This is a genomic window from Kitasatospora griseola (assembly GCF_044999035.1).
Classification (GTDB): Bacteria; Actinomycetota; Actinomycetes; order Streptomycetales; family Streptomycetaceae; genus Kitasatospora; species Kitasatospora griseola.
On the sequence record NZ_CP173360.1, the window covers coordinates 4,275,813 to 4,289,842 of the forward strand.

General features: G+C 72.6%; 9 protein-coding genes. 2 read left to right on the forward strand and 7 right to left on the reverse strand.

The window, feature by feature from the left end:
- Positions 1-102: 102 nt before the first annotated feature.
- From ACI1MP_RS19290 to ACI1MP_RS19300, 3 genes are all read right to left on the reverse strand, one after another.
- Complete coding sequence (locus tag ACI1MP_RS19290; protein ID WP_404869109.1) at positions 103-2,151, reverse strand: hypothetical protein; 2,049 nt, start codon at positions 2,149-2,151, stop codon at positions 103-105.
- 291 nt (positions 2,152-2,442) lie between these two features.
- Positions 2,443-4,857: a murein biosynthesis integral membrane protein MurJ gene (murJ, locus tag ACI1MP_RS19295; RefSeq protein WP_404869110.1), complete on the reverse strand. Its 2,415-nt coding sequence runs from the start codon at positions 4,855-4,857 to the stop codon at positions 2,443-2,445.
- Between the two features lie 14 nt (positions 4,858-4,871).
- Positions 4,872-7,283 (reverse strand): DUF6049 family protein, encoded by a 2,412-nt coding sequence (locus ACI1MP_RS19300; protein ID WP_404869111.1) that lies wholly within the window; start codon positions 7,281-7,283, stop codon positions 4,872-4,874.
- A 298-nt stretch (positions 7,284-7,581) separates the two neighbouring features.
- On the opposite strand from ACI1MP_RS19300, the gene ACI1MP_RS19305 reads away from it, so the two are divergent.
- Positions 7,582-8,985, forward strand: a complete 1,404-nt coding sequence (locus ACI1MP_RS19305; protein WP_373295481.1) for a CCA tRNA nucleotidyltransferase — start codon at positions 7,582-7,584, stop codon at positions 8,983-8,985.
- A gap of 7 nt (positions 8,986-8,992) precedes the next feature.
- On the opposite strand, the gene ACI1MP_RS19310 is transcribed toward ACI1MP_RS19305, so the two are convergent.
- Together ACI1MP_RS19310 and ACI1MP_RS19315 are read right to left on the reverse strand one after the other, a co-directional pair.
- A complete protein-coding gene (locus ACI1MP_RS19310) occupies positions 8,993-9,619 on the reverse strand; it encodes a hypothetical protein (RefSeq protein ID WP_404869112.1) in 627 nt (208 codons plus the stop codon).
- Between the two features lie 63 nt (positions 9,620-9,682).
- Complete coding sequence (locus ACI1MP_RS19315) at positions 9,683-10,975, reverse strand: MFS transporter (RefSeq protein ID WP_363475589.1); 1,293 nt, start codon at positions 10,973-10,975, stop codon at positions 9,683-9,685.
- A 164-nt stretch (positions 10,976-11,139) separates the two neighbouring features.
- Between ACI1MP_RS19315 and ACI1MP_RS19320 the strand changes: the two genes are divergently transcribed.
- On the forward strand, positions 11,140-11,904 hold the full coding sequence (locus ACI1MP_RS19320) for a peptidoglycan-binding protein (RefSeq protein WP_229847523.1): 765 nt from the start codon (positions 11,140-11,142) through the stop codon (positions 11,902-11,904).
- 172 nt (positions 11,905-12,076) lie between these two features.
- Here the strand turns inward: ACI1MP_RS19320 and ACI1MP_RS19325 are convergent, their stop codons facing one another.
- Together ACI1MP_RS19325 and ACI1MP_RS19330 are read right to left on the reverse strand one after the other, a co-directional pair.
- The gene (locus ACI1MP_RS19325; protein WP_043915344.1) at positions 12,077-13,159 is read right to left on the reverse strand and encodes an inositol-3-phosphate synthase; all 1,083 of its coding nucleotides are present in this window, start codon (positions 13,157-13,159) and stop codon (positions 12,077-12,079) included.
- A 148-nt stretch (positions 13,160-13,307) separates the two neighbouring features.
- Positions 13,308-13,970: a PadR family transcriptional regulator gene (locus tag ACI1MP_RS19330; protein ID WP_043915342.1), complete on the reverse strand. Its 663-nt coding sequence runs from the start codon at positions 13,968-13,970 to the stop codon at positions 13,308-13,310.
- Between the last annotated feature and the right edge of the window lie 60 nt (positions 13,971-14,030).

Here is a 14,030-nt window from a genome sequence, read left to right on the forward strand (position 1 = left end):
CCCCCTCCTCACGGTCCGGCCGTCCGATCCGGCGGCCGCGGGTCACCATCGTTGGGGATCCGGCGGAGCGGATCAAGGGGCGCAGGCGGTCCGATCGTGCGGCTAGCCGTTGACCTGGATCTCGGCGATCCTGCCGCGGTAGCCGCCGTCGTCGGTGGGCACGTTGGTGAGCCAGACCAGCAGGTACCGGGTGGTGACCGGGGCGGCGGGCTTCAGGGTGACCTTGGAGCCGGAGCCGCCGGCGATCGTGGCGCCGAGGCTGCGGAAGCCGTTCTCGTCGTCGGCCGGGGCGGTGGTGGCGCCGGCCGGGGCGGCCTTCAGCTCGACCTTGGTGTCGCCGAGGAGCTGGACCTCCACCGAGCTGACGGCCCGCGTCGAGCCGAGGTCGACCAGCAGGCCGTCGCCGGGCCGGTAGGCGGTGCCGAACTGGTCGTTGTAGCGCTGGGTGGTCCAGGCGGTCGTCGGGTTGCCGTCGGTGGCGTTGGGGAGCTCGCTGACGTGTTCGTCCTTGGTACCGCCGAACGCGTTGAACGGGGAGACCGACGAGATGGTGAGCTTCTCGCCGGTGGCGGCGGCGCCGCTGTCGCTCGGGGCGGGGGCGGGGGCGGTGTGGTTGTCGGTGGTGGCCTTGTTCCGGTTGTTGACGTAGTCCACCAGCTGCCAGGAGCCGACCGTGACGGCGGAGAGCGCCACCAGCGAGGCGGTCCACTGGGCCACCCGGCGCAACCCGCGGCGGCGGCGCGGGGCGGGCCGCGGGGCCGGGCGGGGGGCGACGGGGGCCGGGGCGGGCTCGGCCGCCGGGATCGCCTGGGTGGGCGCGCCGGGGGAGTAGCGCGGCCGGGCGGCGGGCGGGGTGCGCAGCACCGGCGGGGCGGGCTGCTCCGGCTGCCGGATCTTCGGCAGTTCGGCGATGGCCGCGGCCAGTTCGGCGGGGGTGGTGATCGGCTCCTTGTGGTGCGGCGGCTGCTCGCACAGGATCCGGGCGGCGAGTTCCGCCAGGCCCTTGTGGACGCCGGCCCGGACCTGGTCCGGGGGCACGCAGCCGAGGTCCTTGGGGAGCCCCTGGAGGTCGTAGCGGTCCTCCGGGTAGGGCCAGCGGTGGGTGAGCGACGCGTACAGCAGTGCGCCGATCGCACGGACGTCGGTCAGTTCGGCGTCCTCGGTGGGCAGGCCGCGCAGGGCGGCGTCGACCGCGATGCCGTTGATCCGGTACTGGCCGCCGTCGGTCCGCAGCACGCACTTGGGGGTGAGCCGCAGGTGGGCCTGGCCGCGCTGGTGGGCGGCGGCGATGGCGTCGGTGACCTGGCGGACCATCTGGTAGGCGTCGTACGGCTCCAGCGGGCCGTCGGCCAGCAGCTCGCCGAGGTCGCGGGCGCCGGGCAGCCACTCGCGGACCACGTACACCAGCTCGCCCTCCTGCACGGCGTCCAGCACCTGGACGAAGCGCGGGTCGCCGAGCAGGGCGGCGCTGCGGGCCGCGGTGAGCACCGACTTGGCGCGGCGGTGGCCGGCCGAGAGCAGGTGCACGCCGACGGCGCGGCGGAGCTTCTCGTCGACGGCGCGCCAGCTGGTGAAGGTGTCCGACTCGGAGATGCACTCCTCCAGCCGGTAGCGGCCGCCGATCTTGTCACCGCTGTGCCGCTGCGGGGCGGGCAGCACGGCGGGCAGCGTGGCGGTGTCGGCGTCCAGCGTCTCGGTGCTGGTGGGCGGGGCGGGCTCGGACGGCTCGATCGGGGGCAGCGGGCGGCGCACGCCGCGGCTGCGGGAGGGGCGCTCGGCGGCGCGGGCACCCTGGGCGGTCAGTTCGGCGTCGATCTCCTGCGCGGAGAGCGGGGCGGTGGCGTCGGCGGGCGGCTTCGGGTCGTCGCTCCCGGGGGCGTCGGCGGGCTCCGCGGCGGCGGGCCGCAGCGGGGTGGTCGGGGCGTCCTTCGCCCCGGGCTTCGACGCGCCCTTCGGGGCAGTCTTCGGGGTGTTCTTCGCGGCGTCCTTCGGGGAGCCGTTCGCGGTGCTCTTCACCACGCTGTCGGCGGACCCCTTCGCGGCGCGGCCGCGGTCGGATCCGGTGTCGCGCTGCGAGGTTCCGGGCGCGGCCTCGGTCGCCGCCCCGTCCGTCTCGGACGTGTCGACGATCGCCTTGGTGCCGTCAGCCACCGTGGTCCTGCCTCCCCTTGTGTCGTCCCGGGCCGGGGCCGGGACGGTCGACGAGCCGCTGCCGGAGTGGTCGGCCGTGCTGCAAGGACAATTGTGCCCACTCGCGGCACCCTGGTACGACCGCTGAGAGTGCCGGGAGGTTGCCCGCTTACCCACTTCCGGGCGAACAGCAGACGAATGGGCCGGAATCGGGGGTGTGCCCCGACTCCGGCCCACAGTAGGCGGACTGAGTCGCCGACGAATCGTCAGCCCCGCGATTGACGATTCGTCAATCCGTGACCGGTGTTCCGGTCAGCGGCCGATCCGCCGACGGACCATTCCGGTGAGCGCGTTGAGTTCCTCGATGCGCATCCGGCGGGCCAGCAGCAGGAACACCGCGATCTGGACGACGGCCGCCACCAGCAGCGTCAGGACGTTGCCGATCCAGCCGTCCACCACCCGCAGCGCGAACAGCTCGATCCCCAGGCCGACCACGGCGGCGGGCAGCGAGGCGATCGCCAGCCGGACGTAGGTCTTGGTGATCCGGGCGGTGTCCAGTCCGCCGATCCGCGCCTTCAACTTCGGCACCGCGACGAACACGCCCACCGCGTACGACAGGCCGTAGCCCAGCGCCATGCCGGTCACCGCCCACTGCGCGGGCAGCAGCAGCCAGCACAGCACCGCGGTGCCGGCCTGGGTGAGCGCCACCCAGACGGTGTTGGAGAACGGGGTGCGGGTGTCCTCGTACGCGTAGAAGCCGCGCAGCAGCACGTACTGCACCGAGTACGGGATCAGGCCGAGGGCGAAGGCGGAGAGCATGTAGCCGACCGCGGTGGTGCCGTGGGCGACCGCGCCGCCGTTGCCCAGGCCGTAGATCGAGGAGCCGATCACCGGGCCCAGCGACAGGAACAGGAACGCCGCCGGGACGATCGCCACCGCCGAGGTGCGCAGGCCGTAGGAGAGGTCGTCGCGGACCGCCCCGGCGTCCTGGTCGGCGGCCGCCCGGGACAGCCGGGGGAGCACCGCGCTCATCACCGACACGGTGATCACCGCCATCGGCAGCTGCCAGATCAGCAGCGCGTTGGAGTACGCGGCCAGGCCGACGCCGAGGTGGCCGTCGTGCTCGGCGGCCTTGCCGGAGGCGGTGGCCAGCTGGGTCACCACCAGGAAGCCCGCCTGGTTGGCCAGCACGAACAGGAAGGTCCACTTGGCCAGCCGGGCCGCCTTGCCCAGGCCGGCGCCGCGCCAGTCGAAGCGCGGCCGGAACGCGAAGCCTGCCGACCGCAGGTACGGGATCATCGACAGCGCCTGCACCGCCAGGCCCAGCATGGTGCCGATGCCGAGCAGCCGGACGCCCTCGGGGGAGATGGCCTGCGGGGTGACCTCGGTGTGCTGGAAGGTGCCGTACACGCCGATGTACATCACGAAGGTGAAGATCACCACGAGGTTGTTCAGGACCGGCGTCCACATCATCGCGCCGAACCGGCCGCGGGCGTTGAGGATCTGGCCCATCACCACGTGCACGCCCATGAAGAAGATGGTCGGCAGGCAGTACCGGGCCAGCGCGACCGTGGTGTCGGCGCTCTGCTGGTCCCGCATCAGGGCGTGCGAGATCAGCTGCACCAGCATCGGCGCGGCCAGCACCGCGACGAACACCACGCCCGCCAGGCCGGTCACCACCAGGGTGAGCAGTCGGTTCGCGTAGGCGGTGCCGCCGTCCTCGTCGTTCTTCATGCTGCGCACCAGCTGGGGGACGAACACCGCGTTCAGCGCGCCGCCGCCGATCAGGATGTACAGCAGGGTGGGCAGCGTGTTGGCGGCGTTGTACGAGTCGCCCATCGAGGCCACGCCGATCGCGGCGGCGATCACCATGGTGCGCAGGAAGCCGGTGCCGCGGGAGACCAGGGTGCCGGCCGCCATGACGGCGCTGGAGTTCAGCAGCCCGGCGACCCGGCTGCCGGCGCCGTCGCCACCGCTGCCACCGGCGTCGCCCGGCCCGGCGGGCGCGGGCGCGGGTGCGGCTGCGGGCGCAGGTACGGGGGCGGGCGGCGCGGCGGCGGCGTTGGCCTCCAGGACGGCCGCGTCGGCCCGCATCACCGCCTCCTCCTCGGAGAGCGGCGGGTCGAACTCGATCGGCGGCACGTACGGGTGGCGCTCGCCCGTCGCGGGGGCGGGCTCGGGCCCGAGGGCCTTCGCGGGCTCCGGTTCGCCGGCGGGCTCGGCCGACTCGGGCTCGGTGGCCTTCGGCGCGGGCGGTGCGGCCTGCGGCGAGTGCGGTGCGGCCTGCGGCGCGGGCGCCTGCTCCGGGGCCGACAGCAGGGTCTCCACGCCGACGTACTCGGTGGTCTCGGTGTCCCAGCGCGACCCGGTCGGCTCGGCGGCCTCCGCGGCCACCTCTGCGGCGATCGACGCCCAGCGCGGGGCCGGCGCGGTCAGCCGCAGGGCGGCCTCGGGCTCGCGGCTCGGCTGGCCGGGCACCGCCGCCGTGGCCTCCGGGGCGTCCTGGACCTCCGCGGCGTCCGGGACGGCGTCCGGCAGGTCGACCTCGCCGTACGGGTCCGCGTCCCCGTACGCCTCGGCGGCGTACGGGTCACGGGCGTAGGTGTCGGCGACGTACCAGTCGGCGGTGGGGTCGGCGGGGGCGGCGGCGGACCGTGGGCCGCCCGCGCGGTCCTGGGGCCTACCTCCGCCCTGGTCCTGGGTTGCTCGCTCGCTCCGCTCGTTCATGCCACCAATCCACGTCAGAGAGGGGGGACGGACGCCTGGGGGTGAGGCGCCCGGTGATCCACCATCTCATCACCGGAGACCCGATCGGTGTCATCCCGGTCGGAGGAGGGCTCCGCGTCGGCGCCCGGCCGGTCGCCGTCGTCGCCCGCGGCGTCCGACAGCGGGCGGTCCGGGTCCTCGTCGATCTCGCCGGCCGCCTTGCGCTTCTTGCGCTGCAGGTAGAACCGCACCCCGGCGAGGAGCATCAGCGCGGTGCCGCCGGCGATCACGTACGTCACACCGCTGGCCACCGAGGTGACGTCGACGGTGAACTCCACCGGTTCGCCGTAGCGCTGCGCGTTCGGGCCGGTGGTCCACAGCTCCGCGGTCACCTGGACCTGGCCGTTGACCTGCGCCTCGGCGGGGAAGCGGAAGGTGCGGGAGGTGGTGGCGTCCAGCACCACCGGCTGGTTCTCGCCGACGAGGAGACGGTTCGGCTGGGTGGAGTACAGCCGCAGCTCCAGGTTGCCGACCGCCTGGGTGAGGTCGTTCTTGACGCTGATCAGCAGCGTCGCGTTGTCGCCCGGCAGGGTCACGGTGCTCTTCTTCGGCACCCGGACCGCCGACTTCAGGTTGTCCAGGTAGTGCTGCACGCCGGCCCGGTAGGCGATGCCGGTCTTCTGCTGGTCGCGCCAGCTGGTGGACATCGACCGCACCATGGCCGCGCTGAACGGGCCGCGGACCCGCTCCGGCTGGGTGAGGATCATCATCAGCTGGTCGACGCCGTCCTGGATGCCCATGGTGTCGACCAGCTCACCGGAGGACAGCTCGGTGCCGGTCGCGTCACCCGGGTAGTCGGCCGGGACGTTGGCGTTGGCGGTCGGGTCCGCCGGCATGTCGACGACCTTCTGCAGGGTGACCGGAGCCACCCAGCCGCCGTTGCCGGACGCCGCCAGCACCGAGTCGTGCAGCGCCTGCGCGGTGCCGACGGTCAGCGACCGGGACGGCAGCACCAGCACGCCGCGCTGGTGCTCCGGCTCCTGGTGGGCGATCGCCAGGGTCTCGGCCAGGAACCGCTGCTGGACCGCGGTGCGGTCCTGCACGGTGGCCAGGTCGTTCTGGAACAGCGAGGCGAGCACGGAGTCCGAGACCACCGCGGTCTGCCCGTTGCCGATCGGACGCGCCGCGTTCGGCGTGTAGGTCAGCTTGTCGGACTCCGGCATCGACGCGCCGTTGACCAGCACCGTCCGGCCGCCCGCCGCGCCCGCCACGGCCGCCGTCCGCTGGTCCAGCAGACCCCGGTACGGCCAGGCCACGTCCGAGTGGGCGTCCACCGAGAGCCGCGCCTCGGTGGTGACCTGCCCCGCCGTCATCGCCTTGCGCAGCGCGGCGTCCATGCCGTTCAGGCCGGCGCCGTGGTGCGCGATCGACGCCAGGTCCGGGTCGGCGTACGGCAGCGACACCACCTCGGAGTCCTGCCCCGACACCGCCGACTTCAGCTTCGCCAGCCAGGCCGTCGCCGCGTCGCGGCCGGTGCCCGGCACAGTGTTGTCGTCCCGCGCGGACTCGCCGGAGGTGCCGGGCTTCTGCACCCGGTACGGCTTGGTCATCGCGAACACGGTGTCCAGCAGGTCCGGGTCGATCGCCCAGGTCAGGCCCGGCATCGTCTTGCCGATCTCGACCAGCTGGTTCAGCCGCCCGTCGCCGGTCAGCTCGCCCGCCAGGCTGTCGTCCCGCAGCACCGGCGTCTGGTCCTGGTCCGGCATGGTCTGCGCGACCAGCACCGGGGCGTGGGTCAGCGGCCACACCACCGAGACCTGCGAGGGCTTGGCGGTGGCGTGCCCCTGGAACGGCAGGTAGGTGCGGGCGATGCCGAGCGGGTGCGCCGTCCGGTCGCCGCCGGTGGTGCCCCAGAGGTCCACCGCCAGCTCGTAGCTGCCGGTCTCCTTGGCGTTCAGCGCGGACACCGGCACCTGCAGGGTGAAGTCCTTGCTCTGCCCCGGGCCCAGGTCGCCGACCTCCTGCGCCGGGTTGTCCAGCGCGATGCCGTCCTTGGTGCTCGGCGTGGCCCAGGAGCCCATCATTTCGATGTCGCTGCGGGTGGCCAGCATCGGCTTGCCGGCGCTCGGCTGCCGCACCTTGACCGCCGAGGACCTCAGGGTGTCCGAACCGGAGTTGGTGACCTTGCCGGTGACCGTCACGTTCTCGTTCTCGTGCGCGATCTTCGGCGTCGCCCCGTTGCCGACCTGCACCGTGTCGATCTGCACGGTCGCCGGGTACTCGCCCGTCGCAGTCACCAGAGTGCCGGGCCGGGCCGCCGCCGGGGCGGCCGCGACGGCCCCGACCAGTCCGCCTGCCAGCAGGGCGGCGGCACCCCTGGCCAGCCGGCCCGTCCACCGTCCACGGCGCCCGGCCCCTGCCGCGCCCCGCCCGGTCCGCTCGTCCACGCGCGTCCTCGCCGTTCCTGATCGTCTCGATCGACCCACGCACCGACGCGGCCCCGCCCGACCCCGGCGGCCTCCGACAAGGAGCGTTCACCCGGCATGGTAACGACGTTGCGCGGCCCGCAGTGCCACGGGCCGGGAGCTGAGGAGCGGGCGGAGCACACGAAACGGGAGGGCGGCGGAGCAGGGCGGGCACGTACCCTTGTGAGCCGTGTCCACTGCCAATGCGTCCAGCACCAATCATTCCAGCTCCGCCGACCGGGTCGCCCTGCCGGGCCTGACCGAGGCGCAGACCCTCGGCCTGCAGGAACTGCTGAGGGTCTCCCCGGTCGCCGACGAGATCGCCCGCCGCTTCCAGGACGCCGGCCACCGGCTCTCGCTGGTCGGCGGCTCGGTCCGGGACGCCCTGCTCGGCCGGCTCGGCAACGACCTCGACTTCACCACCGACGCCCGCCCCCAGCAGATCCTCAAGCTGGTCAAGGGCTGGGCCGACGCGGTCTGGGACGTCGGCATCGCGTTCGGCACCGTCGGCGCCCGCAAGGACACGCCCGAGGGCTCGTTCCTGATCGAGATCACCACGTACCGCAGCGAGGCCTACGACCGCAGCTCCCGCAAGCCCGAGGTCAGCTACGGCGACTCGATCGAGCAGGACCTGGTGCGCCGCGACTTCACCGTCAACGCGATGGCCGTCGACCTGCCCGGCCGCGGCTTCGTCGACCCGCACCGCGGCCTGGACGACCTGGAGGCCCGGGTGCTGCGCACCCCCGCCACCCCCGAGGAGTCCTTCTCCGACGACCCGCTGCGGATGATGCGGGCCGCCCGCTTCGCCGCCCAGCTCGACTTCGAGCCGGCGCCCGAGGTGGTCGCCGCGATGACCGCGATGGCCGAGCGGATCACCATCGTCTCCGCCGAACGCGTCCAGGCCGAGCTCAACAAGCTGCTGCTCGCCGAGCACCCGGTCAAGGGCCTGCGCCTGCTGGTCGACACCGGCCTCGCCGACTTCGTGCTGCCCGAGCTCCCGGCACTGCGCCTGGAGAGCGACGAGCACCACCGCCACAAGGACGTCTACGAGCACTCGCTGACCGTCCTGGAGCAGGCCATCGCGCTGGAGACCGAGGGCCCCGACCTGGTGCTGCGCCTCGCGGCGCTGCTGCACGACATCGGCAAGCCGCGCACCCGCCGCTTCGAGTCCGACGGCCGGGTCTCCTTCCACCACCACGAGGTGGTCGGCGCGAAGATGACCCGCAAGCGGATGCGCGAGCTCAAGTACTCGAACGAGCTGATCAATGAGGTGTCCCGGCTGGTCGAGCTGCACCTGCGCTTCCACGGCTACGGCGGCGGCGAGTGGACCGACTCCGCGGTGCGCCGCTACGTCACCGACGCCGGCCCGATGCTGGAGCGCCTGCACAAGCTGACCCGCTCCGACTGCACCACCCGCAACAAGCGCAAGGCCGCCGCGCTGGCCCGCACCTACGACTCGCTGGAGGAGCGGATCTCCACGCTCCAGGCCCAGGAGGAGCTGGACGCGATCCGGCCCGCACTGGACGGCAACGAGATCATGCAGCTGCTCGGCCTGCGCCCCGGCCCCGCGGTCGGCCGCGCCTACAAGCACCTGCTCGAACTGCGCCTGGAGCACGGCCCGATGGAGCACGAGGCGGCGGTCGCCGCGCTGCACGAGTGGTGGGCGGCGCAGCCGAAGGACTGACGCCGGCTCAGTGCCCGCTGGTCGCCGGCTTGGGAGCGGCGTTCAGCGGGCTGATGCACAGCCGGTACTTGACCATCTTCTTCTTGGACCGGTACTGGCTGTCGTAGGCCGTCGTCCCCGGGTACTGCTGGGCGCAGTTGTACGTGCTGATGAGGCCGGTGTGGCGCGCCACGACCTTCCAGTTGGCGTCCGCCGCGGTGCAGGCCACCGTCTGGTGCTGAGTGGTGAGGCAGTCCCCGACGTTCGCGCCCTTGTTGCCCCCGCCGGTCAGCGCGCGGAAGGCGAACAGGCCGCCGACGGCCACGCCGATCAGCCCCAGGCCGACCACCACGCCCCGGATCCTGGCCTTCCGGGTGGGCGGCTTGGCGGGCGGCGGCGCCTGTCCCCAGGCGGGCATCTGCCCCTCGCCGGCCGGCGGCTGCCCGTACGCGGGGGGCTGCCCGTACGCCGGCTGCGGGCCGGGCCCGGGAGGCTGCTGTCCGTACGCGGGGGGCTGCCCGTAGCCGGACGGCTGACCGTACGCCGGGGGCTGTCCGTACGCGGGCGGGTGGCCGTAGCCGGGCGGTTGCTGGCCGGGCTGCTGGCCGTACGGGGCGGGCCCGCCGTACGGACCGGGCGGCGGCGGTGTGCTCATCTGTTCTCCCCCAGGACGACGAAGGCGTGCCGTGCGCCCACGACCCTAGCGCCAGAGACCCCGTCAGGTCCGGCGTGCGGAACGGAAGTACAGCAGCGCGCCGAGCGCGTACAGCACCGCCAGGCCCAGCACCACCGGCACCGAGCGGCCGTTCAGCGGCAGCACCAGGGCGGTCACCCCGGCCGCCGCGACGAACGAGACGTTGACAAGCACGTCGTAGATCGCGAACACCCGGCCCCGGTACTCGTCCTCGACCGACTCCTGCACCAGGGTGTCCGCGCAGATCTTGGTGCCCTGGGTGACCACGCCCAGCAGCAGTGCCGCGAGCATCGACGGGACCTCCCGGAAGGTCAGTCCGAGCGCCGGGACGAACACCGCGGCGGCGGCCAGACACACCGTCATCCAGCCGTGCAGCCCGAGCCGCCGGGTGCACCACGGGCTGATCACCGCGGCGACGAAGAAGCCCACCGCGGACAGGATCACCGCCCGGCCCAGGCTGGACAGGCCGCCCGCGGTGTCCTCCGCGCTGTTGAAGGTGTACCGGGAGAGCATCAGCACCACGACGATCAGCACGCCGTAGCAGAACCGGGCCAAGGTCACCGCGGCCAGCGCCCGCACGGCCGGCCGGCAGTCCCGCAGCAGGTGACGCAGGCCGGCCAGCAGATCGTGCCAGGCGGTTCCCAACGCCTGTCGCAGGGAAGGGAGTTCATCGTGCACCTCGGGGCCGAGCGCATCCGGTGCGATTCGTCGGGCGGCCGTCGCGGCGGAGAGGTAGAGCAGCGCCGCCAGCGTCACCAGGACGGCGTCCGCGTTCCGCCCGGGCGGCATCACCTGGTGCACCAGGAAGCCGACGATGCCGCCGGAGGCCGCCGCGACCGTGCCCAGGGTGGGCGAGAGGGCGTTCGCGGTGACCAGGTCGGACGGGTCCACCACCCGGGGCAGCGACGCGGACAGGCCCGCCAGGATGAACCGGTTCAGCGCCGTCACCAGCAGCGCGGCCGCGAAGAACATCCAGTCGGGCGCCCGGCCGAGCAGCAGCGCCGCCGTCACCAGGCCCAGCCCGAAGCGGGCCAGATTGCCCATCAGCAGGACCTGACGCCGCCGCCAGCGGTCCAGCAGCACCCCCGCGAACGGCCCGATCACCGAGAACGGCAGCAACATCACCGCCAGCACCGCGGCGATGTCGGCGGGGGAGGACTGGTGCTCCGGGGAGAAGATCACGTACGCGGCCAGCGAGACCTGGAAGACCCCGTCGGACAACTGCGAGAGCAGGCGCACCGTCAGCAGCCGGCGGAAGCCGGTGCCGTGCAGCAGGCCGCGCAGGGTGGCCTCGCGCGGGGGCCGTTCGGTGATCACCCGCCAAGGGTGCCACGAGCCCGACGGTGTTTCACGTGAAACATCCGCCAACTTCGCGCGACGCGCGCCCCCCGCGCGCCTCCGCACAACCGGTGACACCGCCACTCCGAGGTCGTTGGGCACTTACAAGGGAAGAACCATCTCGGAACGACGGGAGGCTCCCCATGCGAGACGAGTTCACTGCCCTGCTCCTCGGCCAGGTCGGCTACCACGAGGGCCGCGACGCCGACGGCACCTGGAACAACCGCCAGCGCTACAGCGAGGAAACCCCCGGCCTCGAATGGTCCGACGGCCAACCCTGGTGCGCCACCTTCGAGGCCTGGGCCGCCCACCGCACCGGCATGGACAACCTGTGGCCGATGACGGCGTCCTGCCTCGACGCCGTCGCCTGGTGGCGCCGCCAGAACCGCTGGACCCCCTACCCCGTCCTCGGCGGCCCCTTCTACCTCGGCCCCGGCGGCGGCGACCACACCGGAGTCGTCTACGCCTACGACGCCGACACCATCTACACCGTGGAGGGCAACACCAACGATTCCGGCTCCACCGAGGGCGACGGGGTCTACCGGAAGTCGCGGGCACGGCGCGGGCCCGGGTCGCCGTACGGGTACGGGGTCCCGGCGTATCCGGAGGGGACGGTGTCGGCGGATCCGGCGCTCGGGGGGATCCCGGCGGCGCGGACGTCCGGGCAGCCGACCACGCCCGGGGCGCCGCAGTGGCCGGGGCGGTACCTGCGGGTGCAGTCGCCGATGCTGCACGGGGACGACGTCCTGACGTGGCAGCGGCGGATGGCCTGGCGCGGGTGGGTGATCACCGCGGACGGCTGGTACGGGCCCGCGTCGGCCGGCATCTGCCGGGCCTTCCAGCAGCGGCACGGGCTGTCGGTGGACGGCGTGGTCGGGCCGGTCACCTGGAACGCGGCCTGGTCCTGACGCGACGGAGGGCCGCCCCGTGAAAACGGGACGGCCCTCCGGCAGAGCGTGACGAAACGTCAATGCTCAGAGCTCAGAGCTTGAAGCTCAGCGCCCAGCGCTCGCCTTCTTCAACGAGCAGGCTTCGCTGCGCTCAGCGCTCGCCTTCTTCAACGAGCAGGCTTCGCTGCGCTCAGCGCTCGACCTCGCCGCGGATGAACTTCTCGACGTTCTCCTTGGCCTCGTCGTCGAAGTACTGCACCGGCGGGGACTTCATGAAGTAGGAGGACGCGGAGAGGATCGGGCCGCCGATGCCGCGGTCCTTGGCGATCTTCGCGGCGCGCACGGCGTCGATGATGACACCGGCCGAGTTCGGGGAGTCCCAGACCTCGAGCTTGTACTCCAGGTTCAGCGGGACGTCGCCGAACGCGCGGCCCTCGAGGCGGACGTACGCCCACTTGCGGTCGTCGAGCCACGCGACGTAGTCGGACGGGCCGATGTGGACGTTCTTGGCGCCCAGCTCACGGTCGCGGATCTGCGAGGTGACGGCCTGGGTCTTGGAGATCTTCTTGGACTCCAGGCGCTCGCGCTCGAGCATGTTCTTGAAGTCCATGTTGCCGCCGACGTTCAGCTGCATGGTGCGCTCGAGGATGACACCGCGGTCCTCGAACAGCTTCGCCATCACGCGGTGCGTGATGGTCGCGCCGACCTGGGACTTGATGTCGTCGCCGACGATCGGGACACCGGCCTCGGTGAACTTGTCGGCCCACTCCTTGGTGCCGGCGATGAACACCGGGAGGGCGTTCACGAAGGCGACCTTGGCGTCGATGGCGCACTGGGCGTAGAACTTGGCGGCGTTCTCGGAGCCCACCGGCAGGTAGCAGACCAGGACGTCGACCTGGCGGTCCTTGAGGATCTGGACGACGTCGACGGGGGCCTCGTCGGACTCCTCGATGGTCTCCCGGTAGTACTTACCCAGGCCGTCGAGGGTGTGGCCGCGCTGGACGGTGACGCCGGTCGGCGGCACGTCGCAGATCTTGATGGTGTTGTTCTCGCTGTTGCCGATGGCGTCGGCCAGGTCGAAGCCGACCTTCTTGGCGTCCACGTCGAAGGCGGCGACGAAGTCGACGTCCTTCACGTGGTAGTCGCCGAACTGGACGTGCATCAGGCCGGGGACCTTACCGGCCGGGTCGGCGTCCTTGTAGTACTCGACACCCTGCACCAGCGAGGCGGCGCAGTTGCCCACGCCGACGATGGCTACGCGAACCGAACCCATTCCGGTTGCTCCCTGAATCTCATGAGAGTCGCCGTGGTGTGACGACACTCGTTCCACATCTGTTCTGACTGTCTGACGGGCGCGCGGGGCGCCCACGCCTCGCCGCGAGCGGCGGCAAGGCCGGCGCGGTGCTGCTACAGCGCTCCGGTCAGGAGCGCCCCGGGCGGTCGTACGGTGGCCCGGGCGGGTCCGAGGACCCGGCGGCCTGGCCACGGCCGTCCGAAGTTGGGGGGGACGCGGGGCCGCGTCCGTTTCTGGTGGCGCGCTCGGTCTCGATCAGCTCGTTGAGCCAGCGGACCTCGCGCTCCACGGACTCCAGGCCGTGGCGCTGGAGTTCGAGGGTGTAGTCGTCGAACCGCTCGCGGGTGCGGGCGATCGAGCTGCGCATCCGCTCCAGCCGCTCCTCCAGCCGGCTGCGGCGGCCTTCCAGCACGCGCATCCGGACGGCCCGGTCGGTCTGGCCGAAGAAGGCGAAGCGGACACCGAAGTGCTCGTCCTCCCAGGCGTCCGGCCCGGACTCGGCGAGCAGCTCCTCGAAGCGCTGCTTGCCCTCGGCGGAGAGCCGGTAGACGATCTTCGACCGCTTGCCGTTGAGCGCGGTGGCCGGGACGTACTCGACGTCCGGGTTGTCCTCGACCAGGAAGCCCTGGGCGACCAGGCTCTTCAGGCACGGGTAGAGCGTTCCGTACGAGAAGGCCCGGAACGAGCCCAGCAGGACGTTGAGCCGCTTGCGCAGCTCGTAGCCGTGCATGGGCGCGTCGTGGAGCAGGCCGAGGACGGCGAATTCGAGAACGCCGGAGCGTCGGCTCATACCGCCTTCCTCCTTCCGTCGCGGGGTCCTGCTCGTCGGATGCCGGGCCCGGCCCGCAGG